Source organism: Epilithonimonas sp. JDS (assembly GCF_021261315.1).
Classification (GTDB): Bacteria; Bacteroidota; Bacteroidia; order Flavobacteriales; family Weeksellaceae; genus Epilithonimonas.
Genome location: NZ_JAJSAX010000002.1, coordinates 460,799 through 480,960, shown reverse-complemented (window position 1 = coordinate 480,960; position 20,162 = coordinate 460,799). Strand labels below are relative to the sequence as shown.

Annotated in this window: 11 protein-coding genes; 10 read left to right on the top strand and 1 reads right to left on the bottom strand. The window is 37.7% G+C overall.

The window, feature by feature from the left end; genetic code table 11:
• The first annotated feature begins 262 nt into the window (after positions 1-262).
• The 5 genes from LUD75_RS08840 to LUD75_RS08820 all read left to right on the top strand — a co-directional run bounded on the left by LUD75_RS08840 (position 263) and on the right by LUD75_RS08820 (position 8,478).
• Positions 263-1,396 (top strand): HlyD family secretion protein, encoded by a 1,134-nt coding sequence (locus tag LUD75_RS08840; RefSeq protein WP_232705311.1) that lies wholly within the window; start codon positions 263-265, stop codon positions 1,394-1,396.
• Between the two features lie 125 nt (positions 1,397-1,521).
• Entirely contained in the window at positions 1,522-3,111 is a 1,590-nt protein-coding gene (locus tag LUD75_RS08835; RefSeq protein ID WP_232705310.1) for an MFS transporter, read from the top strand.
• Between the two features lie 233 nt (positions 3,112-3,344).
• Positions 3,345-4,109 (top strand): helix-turn-helix transcriptional regulator, encoded by a 765-nt coding sequence (locus LUD75_RS08830; RefSeq protein WP_232705309.1) that lies wholly within the window; start codon positions 3,345-3,347, stop codon positions 4,107-4,109.
• A 162-nt stretch (positions 4,110-4,271) separates the two neighbouring features.
• Positions 4,272-5,666: a T9SS type A sorting domain-containing protein gene (locus tag LUD75_RS08825; RefSeq protein ID WP_232705308.1), complete on the top strand. Its 1,395-nt coding sequence runs from the start codon at positions 4,272-4,274 to the stop codon at positions 5,664-5,666.
• Between the two features lie 196 nt (positions 5,667-5,862).
• Positions 5,863-8,478 carry a T9SS C-terminal target domain-containing protein gene (locus LUD75_RS08820; RefSeq protein WP_232705307.1) on the top strand — a complete coding sequence of 872 codons (2,616 nt, stop codon included), beginning with the start codon at positions 5,863-5,865 and terminating at the stop codon, positions 8,476-8,478.
• 84 nt (positions 8,479-8,562) lie between these two features.
• Here the strand turns inward: LUD75_RS08820 and metG are convergent, their stop codons facing one another.
• Complete coding sequence (metG, locus tag LUD75_RS08815) at positions 8,563-10,650, bottom strand: methionine--tRNA ligase (RefSeq protein ID WP_232705306.1); 2,088 nt, start codon at positions 10,648-10,650, stop codon at positions 8,563-8,565.
• Positions 10,651-11,143: 493 nt separating this feature from the next.
• On the opposite strand from metG, the gene LUD75_RS08810 reads away from it, so the two are divergent.
• The 5 genes from LUD75_RS08810 to LUD75_RS08790 all read left to right on the top strand — a co-directional run bounded on the left by LUD75_RS08810 (position 11,144) and on the right by LUD75_RS08790 (position 20,161).
• Positions 11,144-13,864 carry a SusC/RagA family TonB-linked outer membrane protein gene (locus tag LUD75_RS08810; protein WP_232705305.1) on the top strand — a complete coding sequence of 907 codons (2,721 nt, stop codon included), beginning with the start codon at positions 11,144-11,146 and terminating at the stop codon, positions 13,862-13,864.
• Positions 13,865-13,875: 11 nt separating this feature from the next.
• A complete protein-coding gene (locus LUD75_RS08805) occupies positions 13,876-15,438 on the top strand; it encodes a RagB/SusD family nutrient uptake outer membrane protein (RefSeq protein WP_232705304.1) in 1,563 nt (520 codons plus the stop codon).
• An 18-nt stretch (positions 15,439-15,456) separates the two neighbouring features.
• Complete coding sequence (locus tag LUD75_RS08800) at positions 15,457-16,545, top strand: SusE domain-containing protein (protein WP_232705303.1); 1,089 nt, start codon at positions 15,457-15,459, stop codon at positions 16,543-16,545.
• 34 nt (positions 16,546-16,579) lie between these two features.
• A complete protein-coding gene (locus tag LUD75_RS08795; protein WP_232705302.1) occupies positions 16,580-17,920 on the top strand; it encodes a SusE domain-containing protein in 1,341 nt (446 codons plus the stop codon).
• Between the two features lie 84 nt (positions 17,921-18,004).
• Positions 18,005-20,161 carry a glycoside hydrolase family 97 protein gene (locus tag LUD75_RS08790; RefSeq protein ID WP_232705301.1) on the top strand — a complete coding sequence of 719 codons (2,157 nt, stop codon included), beginning with the start codon at positions 18,005-18,007 and terminating at the stop codon, positions 20,159-20,161.
• Position 20,162: the final 1 nt, after the last annotated feature.

Below are 20,162 nucleotides of genomic sequence, written 5' to 3'. Positions count from 1 at the left end.
AGGGCTGGGGAAATAATTTTGAACAATTTTTAAATGACTAAAAGCAGTAATAGAAAAAAATAAATAAACATAAAATCAACAAGTTGATTTTATTAAGCTTGTACGTAAGCTTCGCGAAGCAAAGTTATTTGCCTTTGCATACTTAGAAATCAACAGTTTCAAGATAAAATCTTTGCGTTAAAAACGGCATTGCGAACTCAAAACATTTAATAAGAAAAACCTCTCTGAACGTCGTGTTCAAAAAAGATATAAAACAAAAACAATGGAAAACAAGGAACAAAATACTCAAAATACACAACCACAAGGGCCGGTAAAACCTGTGGTTTCAAGTGCTGAAGCCAAGAAAAAACAAAACAGGAAAAATAAAATCAGAGCCATCATTTCAAACGTTATCGTTTTTGCAGTAATAGGTTTCGGATTGTTTTGGCTGATTCGTCAGTACTTTCACATCGGCGACAAAACCTACACGGAAGCGGCCCAGGTGGAAGAATTTATCAATCCAATCAACACCAGAGTTTCGGCTTATATTAAAGAAATAAAATTCATCGAACATCAGCAGGTGAAAAAAGGCGATACATTGGCCATTTTGGATGACCGTGAAATCATCACGCAACTCGGGCAGGCGGAAGCGGCATATCAAAACGCATTGGCTCAACGTTCGGCTACAGGTTCTTCAATCAATACCGTTTCCAACAACGTCAGCGTGATGGAATCCAACATCGCTGGTGCAAAAGCAAGATTGTGGAACGCCGAACAGAATTTAGGCCGATACAAAAACCTTTTGGCGGCAGAAGCGGTGACGAGACAGCAATTTGACCAGGCTAAAACAGAGTATGATGCGCAAAAGGCAGCCTATGAAACGTTGGTCAATCAGAAACAGTCGGCCAACCTTTCGACAACCGAAGTGAAAAGTAAATTAGGAATCAATGATGCGGAAATTAAAAGAACAAAAGCTGCATTGGATATGGCCAAAATCAATCTTTCTTATACTGTTATCACTGCGCCTTACGACGGTGTGATGGGAAGAAGAACGATTTCTGAAGGACAGTTAATTCAACCCGGACAGCAAGTTGCCACTATCGTTTTAAACAATCAAAAATGGGTGACTGCCAATTTTCTTGAAAGCCAGATGCCAAATATTAAAATCGGTGAAAAACTAATGATGACTGCCGATGCATTAGGCGGAAAACAGTTTGAAGGTGTCGTAACCGCAGTTTCTGCAGCAACAGGTTCAAGATATTCAAGTGTACCTACAGACAACTCAACAGGTAACTTCATCAAAGTACAGCAGAGAATTCCCGTAAGAATCGAGTTTACAGACGCCAACAAAAAAGAAGATGTGGCGAAACTGAGCGCGGGGATGAATATGAATGTGAGCGTAGCAAGTAAAAAGTAAAAAGAATCAAGTAAAAAGTAGTGCGGTCGAAGTAAAACGATTTTGTTTTTAAAGAGAAAGTTTTAGTAATCAATGATTTAATTATTAAGGACTTCCAACACCTTGGCTCTTACAAACCTAAAATTATGTACAACAAAGGTCTTTTCAACGATTGGGTTCCGAAACCCGTACAGCTTCTAATGATGGTTTTACTGCTTATCGTGGTAATGCCTTTGGGAGGCGTTTACACCGGAAACATCAGTTTTATGGTGGGCGGAACCGGCGTGATGCAGGAATATTTTCTGTGGGCAAACTATGCCACCACCATTGGGATGGGAGCGTGTATGCCTGTGGTTTTAAGAATGAAAATGCGGTTCAAAGTCCGTGATAAATTGGTGATGTTATTGGTGCTTTTAGGATTGTTAAGTTATGTTAACTCGACCACTTTCGAACCGATGGTTATTGTGATGACCTCTTTGGTTATCGGATTTTTAAAAATGATGATTACCATCGAATTATTCCTTCCGTTAATGGCAATGCTGGGCGGACGTGGGATTTTTTACGGCGTTTTCTACACATTTGTTTTGATATTAAATCAGGTCTCAGCGTATTATGCGGTAGAAGTTTCAATACTGTACAACTTCCAGCAGTTCTTTATTTTGGCGGCTGTTTTATGTTTTGTCTTGGCATTGTTATGTTGGATTTTGATGCACGACAGATATTTTGCCTTAAAAGTTCCGTTGCACTACATCGATTGGCTCAGTATCATTTTGTTTGTCTCAACGTTTATGTTTTCGGCATACGTATTTTCGTTTGGAAAACAGCAGGATTGGCTCAATTCAAAAAATATCATTAACGCCAGCATTGCCGCATTTGTGAGTTTCGCTTTGTTGGCCATCCGTCAGTTAACTTTGAAGAGACCGTATATTTCATTTCATATTTTCACCAAAAGCAATGTGCTGAACGGACTGTTTATGCTCCTGTGGCTGGGAATGTTTTTGGGAACAACATCGCTTCAAAACATCTATTCTGTCGGAGTTTTGGGCTACGACCAACTGACGAATGCCAAACTGAATGTGATGATGACTCCCGGATTATTTTTAGCCGGAGTCATCGCAGTATTTTGGTTTAAAAAAGAAAGACCGCTCAAAATGTTCATCTTTTCAGGCTTCGCATCAATGACGGCTTATGCGATTATAATGTACTTTTCAATGGTATTGGAATTTAATTATGAAAGCTGGTACTTACCGATGTTCCTTAAAGGCTACGGAATGTGTTCGCTCTTTATCTCGGTTTGGTATTACACGTTAGACAAATTGGAACTCAACGAAATGCTGGCGGCCATCGGATTGGTTTTGGTATGGCGAACCTTCCTCGCGGTAGGATTTTTCTCAGCCCTGTTTTCGTGGTTTCAGTATCAGTTTCAAATCGTCAGTTTAGGAGATTTGGCAGTCTATATGGACGGAATGACCATCACGCCACAAACGGTTGCCACCAATATGAAAACCATTCAGCTCAACGCCATCATCTCCGCCAACAAAAAGATATTTGGCTATATTATCGTTGCCAGTTTCGGAGTAATGCTGTATGTAATTACCCATCATTTCGGAAAACGTACAGAATATTTAAAAGTCATCAGAATTCTTAACGGGAAGTCAGTCATCGCCAGACGCAGAGCCCGTGAAAGAAAGAAATTAGAAGAAGACCTCAAAGGCGCCACCGGTCCGGCCTTATAAAGAAACCTTGTTTTTACCCGTAAAGTCTCGTTTTGTTTTTCAAAGCGGGGCTTTACTTTTTATAGTTTAAGTCATAATAATTATCAAATATTAAATTATCGTTTAAGTTATAATAAGTGTTTTATGTTATCATATTGTGTTGTTTTTAGGAATAAAAAAGATTATTAAGTGGATAAAATTAATTATTTTGAATTATAATGTAATTTATATTATATTTACTTTAAACTAAAATTATGAAAGAAACTCTAAAAAATTTAGAAAATCTTCATGAAGTGTGGTCGGTTGCCAAGCCTAAGAAGTTTTCAGCTAATAACAGGATTAAGTTTGATGAGTTGACTAATTCAATTATGAACAGTGGTCCTTTTTATTATTACATTATTGATTTTTTTGATATGTCAATTTCCAATGTGAGTGATTCTATTTATGATATTCATGATTTCGAAGATAGAAAGGCAACATTTGACGACGTGTTAAAAGCGATGCATCCGGATGATGTTGATTTTGTTGTACGTGCGGAAGCTTTTTTAACTAAATTTTTTTCTGATACAATCAATCGGGAAAAACTTCTGACTTATAAAATAAGTTATTGTTTTAGATCCAAATTGAAAAATGGGAAATTCGGATTGTTCAATCATCAGGCTCTGATGCTGACGATGGATGAAAATGGAGGCTATGGAAAATCCCTGAATATTCATACCCATATCGATCATCTGAGTGATCGTAATACTTATAAGATTTCATTAATTGGCCTCAATGGTGAGCCTTCTTTTATGAATATCAGTCTGGATGACGATGGTCAAAATAAGATCGAATTCTCCAGACGCGAGATCGATATTATCAAACTCATAAGCGATGGTGCCAGTACAGATCTCATCAGTGATAAACTTTCCATCAGTCCTCTGACAGTTAAAAAACACCGGAGTAATATCCTTGATAAAGCAGGATGCAGCAATACCGCACAGCTGATCAAAAATTGTTTTCAGCAAGGAATAATTTAGTTTCTTTTCTCATCAAATTTTTCAAAAAAAATACTCCTTTTGGCGTATTTTTTTTTGTTTAGAAACGATATAGCTTTGTGCAAAATGGTAAATTTCAGATTCCGAATCTTTTTTAAAACTTACTGTCCATTAATTTTTCCTTCATTTTTTAATATTTCGATCATGAAAAAAATTTTACTTCTTTTTTACGGTTTTGTTACTATAGGTTTATCTGCGCAAGCTGGCATGTTGGATACGACATTTAGTAATACCGGAACAGGACTTAGTGGTAATGCTGATGATATCATTGTTCAGCCTGACGGAAAAATCTTAGTTTCCGGCTACTATTTTGCGTCGTATAATAATGTTTCCAGAAATCGCATCGCCCGACTTAATGCCAATGGAAGCCTTGATACTTCATTTGACCCAGGTTTTGGAGCAAATGCTTCTATCTATGATATGGCTTTGCAATCCAATGGTAAAATTCTCATTGCAGGAAACTTCACGACTTATAATGGAACAGCAATCAATAGAGTGGCAAGAATTAATGCGGATGGAACTTTAGATACTACCTTCAATCCTGGAGCAGGACCGGGAAATGTTGTTTATTCTCTTGTGTTGCAGCCTGACGGAAAAATTTTAATAGGTGGTAATTTCGTGACTTTTGGGAGTGCGGTTAGAAGATATATTGCGAAGCTTAATGCAGACGGAAGTTTGGATTCTTCTTTTGACACAGGTACCGGGGCAAATGGTAGTATAGATAATATGGTTTTGCAACCGGACGGAAAGGTCATTGTGACAAGTTATGGTTTTACCACTTACAATGGAATCTCAAGAAAACGTATTGCCAGACTCAATGCTGATGGAACATTGGATGTGAGTTTTGATCCGGGAAATGGAGCAGACGCTGATATTTATGCTGTTGCGCTGCAACCCGATGGTAAAATATTAATTGGCGGGCAGTTTAAAAATTATAATAATATAACCGCTAACAGGATTGCGAGACTACAAGCTAATGGAAGTTTAGATGCAACTTTCAACCAAGGTACAGGCGCAGATTGGCATATTAGCGACATAGTTTTACAAGCTGACGGTAAAATCCTGGCTGGTGGAAATCTGACAACTTACAATGGAACTGCCAGGAAATATTTTGCCAGGCTGAATGCAGGTGGAACTCTTGATACAACTTTTAATACTGGATCAGGACCTAATGATGTAATTGCATCTATTGCAGTGCAGCCGGATTCCAAGATCTTGATTTCGGGAAATTTCTCTTCCTACAATGCAACCAATAGATCGCGAATTGCAAGGATTTCTGCGGGAACGCTATCGGCGCAGGATGTTGATAAACATAATATGATTATCTATCCAAACCCTGTGAAAGACATCTTGCAAATCTGGAACAAGACCAGAAATGTTGAGAGTGCAGTGGTCTTTGACATGAGTGGCAGAAAGGTTCTAACCACTAAGGAAGTTACGAAAGTTAATATGAGCAAGTTACCCAAAGGTAATTATATTTTAATATTATACGATGGCAAGGGAATACAGTTGCTGAGCAGTCAATTCATTAAAGATTGAAATATTTTTTGATAATGTAATTTCACTTTAGAAATCAATTGAATGTTTTTGAAGTATGTTTCGATTTATTACCATGAGAATCTTGTAAAATTTTTTATTAAACATTTTTAATGTCACTTTAAAAAAATACTCCTTTTGGCGTATTTTTTTTTGTTTTCAGCTGACTTAATTTTGTTCTAATTAAAAATAAATTATTATGAAACTAAGATTATCAATTATTGCAGCTTCATTACTAATGATAGCAATACAGGCGCAGACTATTACATCATGGGCAAAACTTGCTCCATTAGGTAATAACTTTTCCAATAGAAGAGACGCCAATATGCTGGCTTATAATAGTGAGATCTACATTTTTGGTGGCTATGATAATATCGGTGGAGGCAAGGATTTTGCGAAGTATAATCCACAGACAGATCAGCTTACCATTTTGAAATCCTTTTCTTATGACACCGCCAATCCAACTTTTCAGGGAATGTTTGAAGTTGGTGGAAAGTTTTACACTATCTACACAGGTAGGATTTATATTTATGATGTTCAGACCGGTAATTGGACTTCTGCACCGCTTGATAATAATGTGGCACTTTCAAGAGTTGGTGGTGGATTTGTAATAGGAACGACTATTTATTATATTGATGAGCTTTCTGCGATGGTGGCTTATGATACCATCACGAAGACTTTTGCAAAAAAAGCTAATAAACCGGTAGCTAACATTAGAGGTTTCTTTGCCTTCAGTATAGGAAACAAAGGCTACATGGGAGGAGGGGCTGCTGCCAATTCTACTGCTTCATTCTACGAGTATGATCCTCAGACTGATGTCTGGACACCGAAAGCTTCTTTGCCAAAGGCTATCCACTACGGTGTGGGAACTGCTGTGAATGGTAAAGGATATGCCGGACTGGGAGTGACGACTTCTACGCCGATAGTTAATGCAAAATGGTATGAATATACGCCTGCATCCAATACTTGGGCTGAAAAAGCAGATCAGACTGGTGTAGGAGCTACATACAATCCTTCACTGGCAAGCATTGGAAATGAAATCTATGTTTATGGTGGCGGAGGTAGTGCAGGAGTACCCTACAGTGGTGTGATAAGGAAATACAATACTGCTACAAACCAATGGACAATCATAAAAAAATTGGGCGACAACCGGTATCAAACTGCAGGCGTATATCAGAACGGGAAAATCTACGTAGCAAATGGGTTCGATGGATTGGGGATTTCTCCTAATGATATTTTTGAATATGATATGGCTTCAAATAGCTGGAGTAAAAAGACAGATTTTCCTTCATATCACAGTCAAAATCCAATGAATGCAGCCATTATAAATGATAAGATGTATTTTGTTGGTGGATACAATCCTTACAATACTTCACAGCTTTACAGTAATGCAGTGTCAGAATACAATCTTACGACCAATACCTGGACTCAGAAAAATAACTACCCACTAAGGTTGGGCTATGTCTACACTTTGGTTTACAATAATGAGCTTTATGCTTTTGGTGGTATGAATAGCGGACAAAATAATTCTGCTGTCAGAAAATATAACCAGACCAGCGATTCCTGGATTTCCTTAGCATCTGCGCCGGTAGGGATGTCTACCTATAATGGAGCCCTGACTAAGATAGGAAATGAGGTTTACTATTTGGCTCTTAATGGAAATGATACCAACATTTACAAATATTCTCTTATGAATAACAGCTGGAGCACTGTAGCGCTAAATGTTCCTGTAGGTGCAGGTGCTGCAAGCGCAATATCTTTGAAACTGTTTGGGTATAATAACAAACTTTATATTAACCTGGGTTCTGTCATCAAAGAATATAATACAGCAACCAACCAGTTTGCCGGCGCTGATTATTTTTCTAACATTCCTTTTGTGGCTGATTATCAGTTGGTAGTTGACGTTCCGGATGGTGTGTTTTTCGGAATGGGCAGAAGGTTTGAGTATCCATCTGTGCATATATCCAACAGCTGGTCCAAGATGAGGTTTAATGCAGCTGTTTCCACAGATGTGGGTGTGTTTCAAATTGGTCTGTATGATGATGATTTGGGAGATGCCAATTATAATCCGATTTGTAATTTGGGTGTAAATCTGCAAGGCGCAAACTCTACCGCTGCTTTATATGATTTTAAAGGAAATCTGTTTGCAAGTATCATTGGGAATCAGCAAAGTGCTTTCAGTGCTTGTATTAAGGTTAATTCCCGCGCTTTGTCCTTGCCTTATTTTACACACGTCGATGGTAATAAAAGAAAAACATATCTTAACAAGAGTTATATCTTCAGTGTTAAAACCTCCGACGAAAAAGTACGTTTCTACTGGACTACTCAAGAGTTACAGGCATTTGTCAACAATTTTAATACAACTTATAATACTTCGAAAACAATCAATGATATTAAAATGGTGACCTACAGTAATTATCCTGCGGTTGGTGATTATGATCCACGTAATAATGCTGGCCTTATTAATAAAAATGTTGCTTATACAATTGGTCAGTATGGTTCTGATCTTTATTTTGAATCTACAGATACACTACACGATGGTGAGCTATATATGTATCTGGATAATGAGGTTCTGGCTACAGCGGAAACTAAAATTAATTCCTTAGCTCTCTATCCTAATCCGGTCAAAGATATTTTACATATTAAGACTGATAATGATGTAAAATCGGTGACTATTTATGATATTAATGGAAGACAGGTTTTTATGACTAAGGGTAGCAAGGCTATCAATGTCACAAATCTGATGAAGGGTAATTATGTCGTGAAGGTAGAGTCAGATAAAGAAATTAAGAGCTTCAAAATCATCAAAGAATAAACTAACTTTTCTAATTTTTCAATAAAAAAAAGAACCTGCAAAATCAATTGCAGGTTCTTTTGATTTATATTCTGTTAATGAATTTTACCCAATCTCAATTCCATTCCCAACCGTTTCATCAGGCGTCACAAAAGTCAACTTTCCGTCTGATTTTGTAGTAAGAAGGAACATTCCCTGAGATTCTATCCCTCTGATTTTTCTTGGTGCAAGATTCAATAAAATCATCACCTGCTTTCCAACCAATTCTTCTGGTTTAAAACTCTCTGCAACACCTGAAACAACTGTTCTCACATCAACGCCGGTATCCACAGTAAATTTCAGAAGCTTGTCGGCTTTTTCTACTTTTTCGGCTGTCAGAATGGTTGCAGTTCTCAAATCGATTTTAGTAAAATCATCAAATTGAATCTGATCTTTTTCCGGCAACAGGATTTTAGGAATCTGAGCTTCTGCTTCTGCGCCTTCGGATTGTGAAACCGTTTGAAGAGCAGTTGCTTTTTTGTTTTCCTCCTTCGTATTCTCTAATTTTTGAATTTGAAATTCTATCGTTGCATCTTCAATTTTTGAGAAAAGAAGAGATGCTTTATTGATTTGATGTCCGGTTTCGATCAGGATATTTTTAGTTTCAATGTCATTCCAGTTCAGTTTTTCAACATTAAACATCGTCAGCAATTTCTCAGAGCTGAAAGGCATAAATGGTTCTGATAACTGAGCCAAAGCCACCGCAATCTGCGCAGCAACAAATAATGAATGAGCTGCTTTTTCAGGATTATCCTTGATTGTTTTCCAAGGTTCTTCAACTTGCAGATACTGGTTTCCAAATCTTGCCAGATTCATCAGAGCTGTCAAAGAATTTCGGAATTCGAAGTTTTCTAAGTACTGAGCAATTTCTGCGGCCGATCTTTTGATTTCAACCAATTCTTCAGCGTCTGCATTTCCGGTTGGAATGACACCATCGTAATATTTATGAATTAAAACTACAACTCTGTTAATAAAGTTTCCGAAAATTCCTACCAATTCAGAATTGTTCTTCGTTTGGAAATCTTTCCAAGTGAAATTATTATCCTTAGTTTCCGGAGCGGAAGAAAGCAATGCGTAACGCAAAACATCCTGTTGTCCAGGAAATTCTTCTACATATTCGTGCGCCCAGACTGCCCAGTTGCGGGAAGTTGAGATTTTTTCATTTTCAAGATTCAGAAATTCGAAAGCGGGAACATTGGTTGGCATAATGTAATCGCCGTGAGCCTTCATCATCGCTGGGAAAATAATGCAATGGAAAACAATATTGTCTTTTCCGATGAAGTGAATCAAATCAGATTCCGGACTTTGCCAGTAATCTTTCCAGCTTTTCCCGGTTTTCTCTGCCCATTCTTGGGTAAAAGAAATATAACCAATTGGTGCATCAAACCAAACGTAAAGCACTTTTCCTTCTGCATTTGGTAAAGGAACAGGAACACCCCAGTTGAGGTCGCGCGTCATCGCTCTTGGTTTCAAACCGTCATTCAGCCAGGATTTGACTTGTCCGTAAACATTGGTTTTCCAATCGTCTTTATGACCCTCTATGATCCATTGGTTAAGGAAAGTTTCGTAGTCATTCAGAGGCAGATACCAGTTTTTGGTTTCTTTCAGGATCGGAACATTACCGCTCAACATGGAATGCGGATTGATGAGTTCAGATGGAGATAGGGTAGAGCCGCAATTTTCACATTGGTCACCGTAAGCATTTACGTTGCCACAATTTGGGCAGGTTCCTACAATGTAACGGTCTGCCAAAAACTCGTTGGCTTGCTCGTCAAAATATTGTTCGGAAACTTCTTCCGTGAATTTCTCCTTATTATATAATGTCTTGAAAAAATCCTGACTCACATCGTAATGTTTTGGAGAAGTCGTTCTGGAATATTCATCAAAAGAAATTCCAAGATCTGCAAAGGATTTTTTGATAATACCGTGGTATTTGTCCACGATGTCCTGAGGCGTCACGCCTTCTTTTTTTGCACGGATCGTGATTGGAATACCGTGTTCATCACTTCCGCAAATGAAAGCGACATCTTTTCCCAGTCTTCTCTGGAATCTCGCATAGACGTCTGCCGGGATGTAAACTCCCGCCAAATGCCCTATATGAACCGGTCCGTTTGCGTAAGGCAATGCCGCCGTAATCAATTTTCTGTCTGACATTATAATCTGAAATTAGATTTGCAAAAGTACGATTTTCCGTTTAAAAATAAGAGGCGTTTGGATATTATTAATTTGATGGCGAATGTTAAAAAGTGTTCGAATATCGATAATTAAAATTTTAACATTTGTTGATTTAGATTTCATTTTTCATTAATATAGGATTAATATTGGTTAATTTAGGAGAAGAAAACGTTAAACAATCGTTTGAAAAAATGTTAAAATTTTACATTTGGTAAAAAAGTGTTAAATGGTTTAAGTGTCTGATTTTTAATATTTAGTGATGTTAAAATTGATAATAACTATCTGGATTTATCAGTAAAATGAATAATTTTAAAAATATTTTAACAGAATGTTGTTTTTTTTATAAATTGCGAAACTAGATTGAATGTGATTTAGAAACAAATTTGAAAATAATATAAACCTTAAAAATTTATTTTTTGTGAGAAACTATAATGTATTAAAAATTGCTCCTGCATTCTTATTGCTCGGATCAATGCTACATGCACAACAAGGCACAGATACGGTGAAAAAAGAAACCGAGATCGAGCAGGTTGTGTTGATTGGTTATGGTAAGCAGAAGAAAGAAGATCTAACGGGATCTATTGCTTCTATTACTTCAAAAGATTTTAATGGTGGCTCTACGTCAGCAGACCAATTAATCATTGGTAAAGCGCCGGGTGTTACGGTAACTGGTAACGGTGGAAATCCTGGATCTGGAGCAACAATTAGAATCAGAGGTGGTGCATCTCTTACATCCTTGAATGATCCATTGATTGTGATTGATGGAATTCCAATGGATTTTTCTGGTATATCTGGAGCCTCTAATGCTTTAGCATTGATTAATCCCAATGATATAGAATCTTTTGATGTTTTGAAAGATGCTTCAGCTGCAGCTATCTATGGTAACAGAGCTTCCAATGGTGTAATTTTGATTACAACTAAAAAAGGTTCTGCAGGAAAATTGAAAGTTAACTTTTCTACTTCGGCTTCTGTTTCTACGAAGATGAAAAATGTAGATGTTTTAACCGCAGACGAATTCAGAAAATATGTGACGGAAAACGCACCACAACAGAAATACATAAATATGTTGGGGACTTCTAATACAAATTGGCAAGATCAAATCTATCAAGCAGCTTTTGGAACAGATAATAATGTATCGATTTCTGGGGGTATCAAAAAATTACCTTATAGATTGTCATTGGGCTATACAGAGCAAAACGGTATCGTAAAAACCAATGAATTCAGAAGAACTTCTTTTGGATTAAGTTTAACGCCAAAGTTTTTTGATAATCATTTAAGCGTAAATGCTAATATCAAAGGATCGATGACGGAAAACCGTTTTAATGCTGGCGTAATTGGTGCTGCACAAAAAATGGATCCTACACAGTCTATCTATGATTATTCTACACGAGGAAATAAAGTTAATAATTATTGGGAATGGTATCTGCCAGATTCTAATGGCGTGTTTGGGGATGCAATGAATGTGAATGGAACTTTGAATCCGTTGGGCTCTTTGTATGGTCGGAGAGATGTTTCTACTGTGTTCAGAGCTATTACAGGAGTACAATTGGATTATAAACTACACTTCCTTCCAGATTTGCATATCAATATCAATGGTGGCTACGATTATCAAAAGGGAACAGGTGCAGTTACAGAATTTCCGAATTATGGAGGTGTCGTAAGATCACAAAATTTGAACTCCCGCAGAGATTATGAACAAGAAAAAAGTAATAAATTGTTCGAGTCTTATCTTAACTACGTAAAAGATATTTCTGCAATCAATACAAAAGTTGATGTAATGGCAGGATATTCGTACCAAGCTTTCTCAAATAAGATACCCATTACAAGAACTTATTTTGGAAGTACTGTAACGCCAATGGGAAGTGAAACAGTTCCGACAGATGATGATCTAGTTCAAGTAGGTTTCTATGGTCGGGGTATTTTTACAATTGCAGATAAATACATCTTAACAGGATCTATCAGACGAGATGGTACTTCTAGATTTTATAATGGTACAGATGTTACAGATAATATGTGGGGGACATTTGCTGCTGCATCTGGAGCTTGGAAAATTAAAAATGAAAATTTCTTAAAAGATTCTAAAGTATTCTCTGATTTGAAACTAAGAGCAGGTTGGGGACAAACAGGACAAGCAGAAATTGGAACCTGGTATAACTCTTTTGCTTCTTATAGCTATTCAGAACCTGGAGCATCATATGGATTTGCTGAGCAATTCTACACAATGTTGAAACCATTACAAATCAACCCAATCCTGACCTGGGAAACCACAGAAACCACCAATGCTGGATTGGATTTTGGCTTTTGGAATAATAGAATCACCGGATCTTTTGATTGGTTCAAAAAGAAAACGAAAGATTTACTGGTTTATGTGCAAGTTCCCGCTGGAGAAGTTAGCAATATGAATAACAAAAATATCGGAGAGCTAGAAAGTGATGGTATTGAGTTCTTGATTAATATTAATCCTATTAAGACACAAGATTTTAATTGGGAATTTAGCTTTAATGTTGCTCATTATAATCCTAAAGTTACCAAGTTTAATGATGTAGCCGAAGGTTATGGTATTGAAACAGTAGGTGGGATTTCTGGAGGGATTGGAAACTACGTTCAGGCTCATATGGAAGGTTACAATCCTTATACTTTTAAAGTTTATCAACAAGTATATGATAGCAACGGAAAGCCATTAGAAGGAGTGTATGTAGACAGAAATGGAGACGGAAGGATTACTGTAGCAGATAAATATCTTTACAAATCAACAACACCTGACGCTACATTCGGTTTTTCAACAAAATTCAGATATAAAAACTGGGATCTTTCTACTTCACTAAGAGCAGTTTTAGGAAACTATGTTTACAACAACGCCGCATCAGAATCCAATGTTCAAAGTATTGCAACCAATGATTTTATGCAAAATATATCCAGTACAGCTGTAGATTATGGTTTTAAAACACCACAGTTCTGGAGTGATATCTTTGTAGAAGACGCATCATTTATAAGAATGGATAATTTGACTCTAGGCTACAACTTTGGAGATGTTTTTGGCAATGGTAGTAACCTTAAAGTCTTTGGTATGGCGCAGAACGTTTTCGTAATCACAGATTATAAAGGCGTAGATCCGGAGATTTTTGGAAATATTGATAATGGTTTCTATCAACGTCCAAAGATCTATTCATTAGGGTTAAACTTTCAATTTTAATAATTTAAGACATGAAAAATTTCAAAATAAAAAATAAATCAATTGCAACAGCATTTTTAGCATTTACACTGTCCGTAAGTTCTTGTGTTGATGATCTAAAACAAGAACCTAATATAGGGATAACTTCGGCAAGCGTCTTTAAAGACTTTAGTAATTATAAAAATATGTTAGCGAAGCTTTATGGCGGTTTGGCTGTGGGGGGACAATCTGCTGGTGATGGTAATGGAGACGTTGCGGGGATCGATGGAGGTTTCTCGATATATACACGTTTACTTTACACTCTACAGGTTATTACCACAGATGAAGCGGTAATTGGCTGGAACGATGGAACTTTGCATGAGTTTCATAAAATGATCTGGACACCTGCCAATGAATTCAATAATGCTATGTATTTCAGATTATTTACAGAGATTGCTTTTTGTAATGAGTTTATCAGAAATACGACCGATGAGATGCTAAGTACCAACGGTATTTCTGGAGCGAATGCAGACGAAGCGAGAGTGATGAGAGCAGAAGCCAGATTTCTTAGAGCTCAAGCATATTATCATCTTCTGGATATGTACGGTAATGTACCTTTTGTAGATGAAACAACTTTGGGAACAGTTCCAAAACAGATAATGAGAGCCGATCTTTTCAACTATGTAGAGGCGCAGTTAAAAGAAGCAGAAGCAGGATTAAAAGCTCCTAAAACCAATGAGTACGGTAGATTAGACAAAGCTGCTGCTTGGAGTTTAATGGCACGGTTGTATCTAAATGCTAAAGTTTACACTGGAACAGAAAGAAATGCCGATGTCATCGCTAATTGCGACAAAGTTATTTCTGCAGGATACGGATTGAATCCGAAATATGAGAATTTATTCTTGGCTGATAATAATGTTAACAACCCGGAGAATATATTTTCCGTTGTTTATGACGGTGTTAGAACTCAAACCAATGGAGGTACAACTTACCTCGTACACGCTGCAATTGGTGGATCTATGGATCCTGCGCAGTTTGGAGTCAACGGAGGTTGGGGTGGTCTTAGAACTACCAAAGCTTTCGTGAATAAGTTTGAACCTGCAGATCTAAGAGGTCGGTTTTATAAAGATGGACAGACACTGGAGATCAACGATTTAGGCAACTTTAATGATGGCTATGCATTTATCAAATACAAAAATTTGAAGAGTAATGGTGGTGCAGCTCAAGATGTACAATGGGTTGATACAGATTTACCAATGTACAGATTAGCCGATATTTACCTTATGTACGCAGAAGCAGTTGTAAGAGGAGGCGGAGGTAGTATGAGTACTGCTTTAGGTTATGTAAATGCAATCAGAACAAGAGCAAATGCTTCAACAATCTCTGTGCTTAATCTTGATTTTATTCTTGATGAGAGATCAAGAGAATTGTCTTGGGAAATGACAAGAAGAACAGATCTTATTCGTTTTGGAAAATTCACTTCTTCAGCATATTTATGGCCTTGGAAAGGAAATGTTAAAGATGGTGTTGCTGTTGGTGAGTATCGTAACCTGTTTCCAATTCCAAACAATGATTTGGCCGTAAACCCAAATCTAAAACAGAATCCTGGCTATTAATCAACTAATTTATAAATAATGAAAAATAATATATTCAAACACTTTTTTCTTGCGACTGCGACTTGTCTGGGTCTGGCATCGTGTGAAGATCGTGAAATCATAACTGTAGAGAATCAGTCTGCTCCTATTTTAATGGATCTTTCTACTCAGAATTTGTTTTTGGATTCCAATTTTCCAGCAAATCCTGCGCTAACTATTAATTGGGACGCAGCAACGCTTACAGTTCCTGTTGAAGTAAAGTATCAAGTTGAAATTAGTGCAACAGAAGCATTCACAAATCCTCAACCTCTAATTTCTACTGCACAATCTCAAACTAACTCTTCATTCACAACGCTTGAGATGAATAATGCCGCAAAGAAAATAGGTTTGGTTCCGGACGTTGCTCAAAAAATGTACTTTCGGGTATCTTCGTTTGTTGGTTCAAACAGCGACTTGCTACAAGCTTCCAAAGTTACGTCCATAACGATAACACCATATTTAGCAAGACCATTGTATAATTATACAGATCTTTATCTGATAGGTGATGCAACTGCGGGAGGATGGGATAATCTTATCACCAATGGTAATTTGATTCCTTTGTTAAAGACATCATCTGGTACTAAATACGAATTTACTGGATTATTTAAAGTTGGAGGTTTCAAAATGATCAAAGTGAAAGGTTCTTGGGATGCTCAATTTGGTCTAGGTGCATCTGCTGGAGTACTAAGCACGGATGGTGGATCGGGCGATATCAAAATTCTTACAGAAGGTTATTATAAACTTACTGTTGATACTGCAGCTCTCACCTACACTATTGTACCAACAACCAATCCTGGAACAACTTATACAAATATTTCCATCATTGGAACTGCAACAAATGGTACGGATGTTCAACTTACAAAATCTACATTTGATGGCCACTTATGGACTGCAAAAAAAGTAAATTTAAAAACTGGTGTTTTCAAATTCAGAGCAAACAATGCTTGGGATGTAAATTGGGGCACAAATTCTGAGTATTTTGGAGTTGGAGTTGCAGGCGGAGCAGATATTCCATTGACTGCAGATTGGACTTACGACATTTATTTTAATGATGTCACAGGTAATTATACGGTCATTCCAACAGAATAACTTCAGCGTATTTTTTAATTTTAATAAAAACTTTATGAAAAATATATTTAAATATTTTCTTGTTGCTTTAGTCGCTGCTTTCGTTATTACTGCTTGTGATAATGACGCAGACAGAGACTGGACAAAACCAGAGGCTAGTTTCAAACTTTATGATACATCTCTAGGAAGCAACGTCTTGTATGAGACTATGAAAAATAATCCTTTCGTTATGACGTGGGATAAAACCGGAGCATCTGATTATACCGTAGTTTTTTCTAAAACTGAAGACTTTGCAACAAAAGCTACTTTAGGAACTGCTGCTACAAATACTTTTACAACCACAGTTGGAGATGTAAACAGCAAGTTTCTTCAGGCAGGATTGTCGCCATACGCTTCTTCTACAGTTTATGTTAGAATTGAATCGGGTTCAGAAGTTTCTAATGCAATCAGTTTTGCAGTGACGCCTTATCCTATAGCTATTCCTATTGTTACGGCTCCTGCTTCTGGTGCAAGTGTAACTTTAAACTCTGCAACACCTAATGCTACAGCAACTACTTTTACTTGGAACGATTATGCTAGCTATGGCGTGAATGTTTCTTATCTTTTGGAGATTGCTAAAAAAGGATCGACAACATATTATCCGGTAGCAACTGTTACAAATGCCAAATCATTTCCAATTTCGGTAAAAGATTTGAACACACTGGTTCTTAAAACTGGTGCAATGGCTGGAGTCTCTTCCGAGATGAGTGTTAGAGTCACAGCAACTACAGTTTCTACAGGAGGTACTATTACAAAAGTTTCCGATTTGCTTTCATTCAACACTACTCCTTACGAGATGGTATCTTACCTTTATGTTCCCGGAGCTTATCAGGGATGGTCTATAGATACTGCCAACACGCTTGTTTCTTCAACAAGTAATGGTGTATATTTTGGATTTATCGATTTTACAGCTGGCAATCTTGAATTCAAAATTACGCCTGCAAGAAGTTGGGATAATAGCTACGGTACGAATGATAACATCCATTTGCTTTACAACAATGGAGGTAATATATCTGCTACATCAGTAGGTTACCAAAAACTAACGGTCAATACCAATGATCTTACATTTGCCTTGGCACCATATGCAATGGGTCTTGTAGGAGATGCTACTACAAACGGCTGGAATGGACCAGATGTAGCAATGACTTGGGATGATTCAACTCTTTCCTGGACTGCAACTACAAATCTTACTGTAGGTAGCATGAAATTTAGAGTTAATGATAAGTGGGATGAAAACTATGGCGGAGCCAACGGTTCTGCGGTATCAGGTGGTGAAAATATTGCAATCACTACTGCTGGTACTTACAAAGTATCATTCAATCCATTCAGAATGACTTACACACTTGTAAAACAGTAATTGAATTACATTATCTATAAGAAAAGTGTTGCCTAGTTGCAACACTTTTTTTATATTGTAACACATATATAAACCTTAGAAAAAATGAAAAAATTCACCATTGGAGCAGCTTTGCTCTCTATGATGTTTACAGGAATCAATGCCCAAAGTTTGAAGTCTCCGGACGGCAAATTCGAAGCAAATTTTCAACTGAAGAACGGCGTTCCATTTTATAATTTAAAGTACAATGGAAATGTTGTTGTAGAAGATTCCAAATTAGGATTGAGACTTTTCAAAGACTCATCCATCAAGTTCGCTTCAGAGATTGCAAAACCGGAAGATGCAAGTTTTGACCTTAATAATGGCTTTACAAAGACAGCCGAAAAAAGAGATTCCAAAAACGAAACTTGGCAACCAATTCTTGGTGAGAAAAAGAATTACATCAATGATTATAATGAGTTGGCGGTGACTCTTAATCAAACTTCGTCTGACAGAAGCATCGTTATCAAATTCAGATTGTTCAACGACGGTTTAGGTTTCAGATACGAGTTTCCTCAACAGAAAAACCTGAATTATTTCGTCATCAGAGAAGAAGATTCCGAGATTGATTTTCCTACTGATATGAAAGCTTGGTGGATTGTGGCAGATTACGACTCTCAGGAATATCAATATCAAACCACAAAAATCTCCGAGATTCCAACACAATGGCCAAAAGCTTTTGACTCAAACGCATCTCAGACCTTAATCAAAAATGCTGTTCAATCACCTTTGATGTTGAAAAAAGAAGGCAAAGAACCTCTTTACGTGAATGTTGGCGAGGCGGCAGTTCTGGATTATCCGGCTTCTCATTTGGAAGTGGACGCTCAGAATTTCAAATTCAAAACACATTTGACGGCTGACAGACAAGGTGCAAAAGGTTACATCCAAACACCTTCTACAACGCCTTGGAGAACCATCATCGTTTCGCCGAAAGCGGAAGTGGTAATGGATTCCAAAATGATGTTCAACCTGAACGAGCCTACAAAATACAAAGACACATCTTACATCAAACCAACGAAATATATGGGCGTTTGGTGGGAAATGATTATCGGAAAATCCCAATGGGCGTATTCTACAGCAGAAAATGTTCACATCGGAAAAACCGATTTCTCCAAACTGACACCTAACGGAAAACACGCCGCCAACAATACAAAAGTCAAAGAATATATCGATTTTGCATCGGCAAACGGTTTCCAAGGCTTGTTGATAGAAGGCTGGAACACAGGCTGGGAAGATTGGTTCGGACATTCCAAAGAATTCGTTTTCGATTTCGTCACACCTTATCCGGATTTTGATTTGAAGATGTTGAACGACTACGCACATTCCAAAAACGTAGATTTGATTATGCACCACGAGACCTCAGGCTCCGCTTCAAACTACGAAAGATGGTCTGAGAAAGCCTTCGAAACAATGAACAAATACGGTTACAAATCCGTAAAAACAGGTTACGTAGGCGACATTATCCCAAGAGGTGAACACCATTATTCGCAATGGACCATCAACCATTATTACAGAATTGTAGAAAAAGCAAACGATTACAAAATTATGGTCAACTCCCACGAATCCGTTCGTCCGGGTGGAGAAAGCCGTACTTACCCGAATTATATTTCTGCAGAAGCCGCTCGTGGAACAGAGTACGAAGCGTTCGGCGGAAACAAGCCGGACCACCAGACGATTCTGCCTTTCACCCGTTGGATGGGCGGTTCTATGGACTACACGCCAGGGATTTTCCAGACCAAATTGGACTACTATTTCCCAGGCGACAAGCGTTTCGTTCAGACGACTTTAGCTAAACAATTGGCGCTTTACGTCGTGATGTATATGCCTCTTCAGATGGCGGCAGATTTACCGGAAAACTACGCCAAACATATGGACGCATTCCAGTTCATCAAGGACGTTGCGGCAGATTGGGACGACACCAAAATCCTTTCTGCGGAACCTGGCGACTACATCCACACAGCGCGTAAAGCCAAAGGAACTGAAAACTGGTTCGTAGGCGGTGTGACCGACGAAAATCCAAGAGACTACACCGTAGATTTCTCATTCCTGGACAAAGGTAAAAAGTACGAAGCAACAGTTTATGAGGATGGAAAAGATGCCGATTACATCAACAATCCGCAGAGTTACAAAATCTACAAAAAGAAAGTGGACAGCAAAACCAAACTTCCAATCCACTTGGTAAGAAGCGGTGGTTACGCCATTTCCCTGAAAGCGATAAAATAAT

What these genes read in the sequence shown, in the direction of transcription:
- LUD75_RS08810 (WP_232705305.1), top strand. Translation starts at nt 11,144, where the DNA reads ATGCTACATGCACAACAAGGCACAGATACGGTGAAAAAAGAAACCGAG.
- LUD75_RS08830 (WP_232705309.1), top strand. Translation starts at nt 3,345, where the DNA reads ATGAAAGAAACTCTAAAAAATTTAGAAAATCTTCATGAAGTGTGGTCG.
- LUD75_RS08790 (WP_232705301.1), top strand. Translation starts at nt 18,005, where the DNA reads ATGAAAAAATTCACCATTGGAGCAGCTTTGCTCTCTATGATGTTTACA.
- LUD75_RS08820 (WP_232705307.1), top strand. Translation starts at nt 5,863, where the DNA reads ATGAAACTAAGATTATCAATTATTGCAGCTTCATTACTAATGATAGCA.
- LUD75_RS08835 (WP_232705310.1), top strand. Translation starts at nt 1,522, where the DNA reads ATGTACAACAAAGGTCTTTTCAACGATTGGGTTCCGAAACCCGTACAG.
- LUD75_RS08840 (WP_232705311.1), top strand. Translation starts at nt 263, where the DNA reads ATGGAAAACAAGGAACAAAATACTCAAAATACACAACCACAAGGGCCG.
- LUD75_RS08825 (WP_232705308.1), top strand. Translation starts at nt 4,272, where the DNA reads ATGAAAAAAATTTTACTTCTTTTTTACGGTTTTGTTACTATAGGTTTA.
- LUD75_RS08795 (WP_232705302.1), top strand. Translation starts at nt 16,580, where the DNA reads ATGAAAAATATATTTAAATATTTTCTTGTTGCTTTAGTCGCTGCTTTC.
- LUD75_RS08800 (WP_232705303.1), top strand. Translation starts at nt 15,457, where the DNA reads ATGAAAAATAATATATTCAAACACTTTTTTCTTGCGACTGCGACTTGT.
- LUD75_RS08805 (WP_232705304.1), top strand. Translation starts at nt 13,876, where the DNA reads ATGAAAAATTTCAAAATAAAAAATAAATCAATTGCAACAGCATTTTTA.
- metG (WP_232705306.1), bottom strand. Translation starts at nt 10,650, where the DNA reads ATGTCAGACAGAAAATTGATTACGGCGGCATTGCCTTACGCAAACGGA.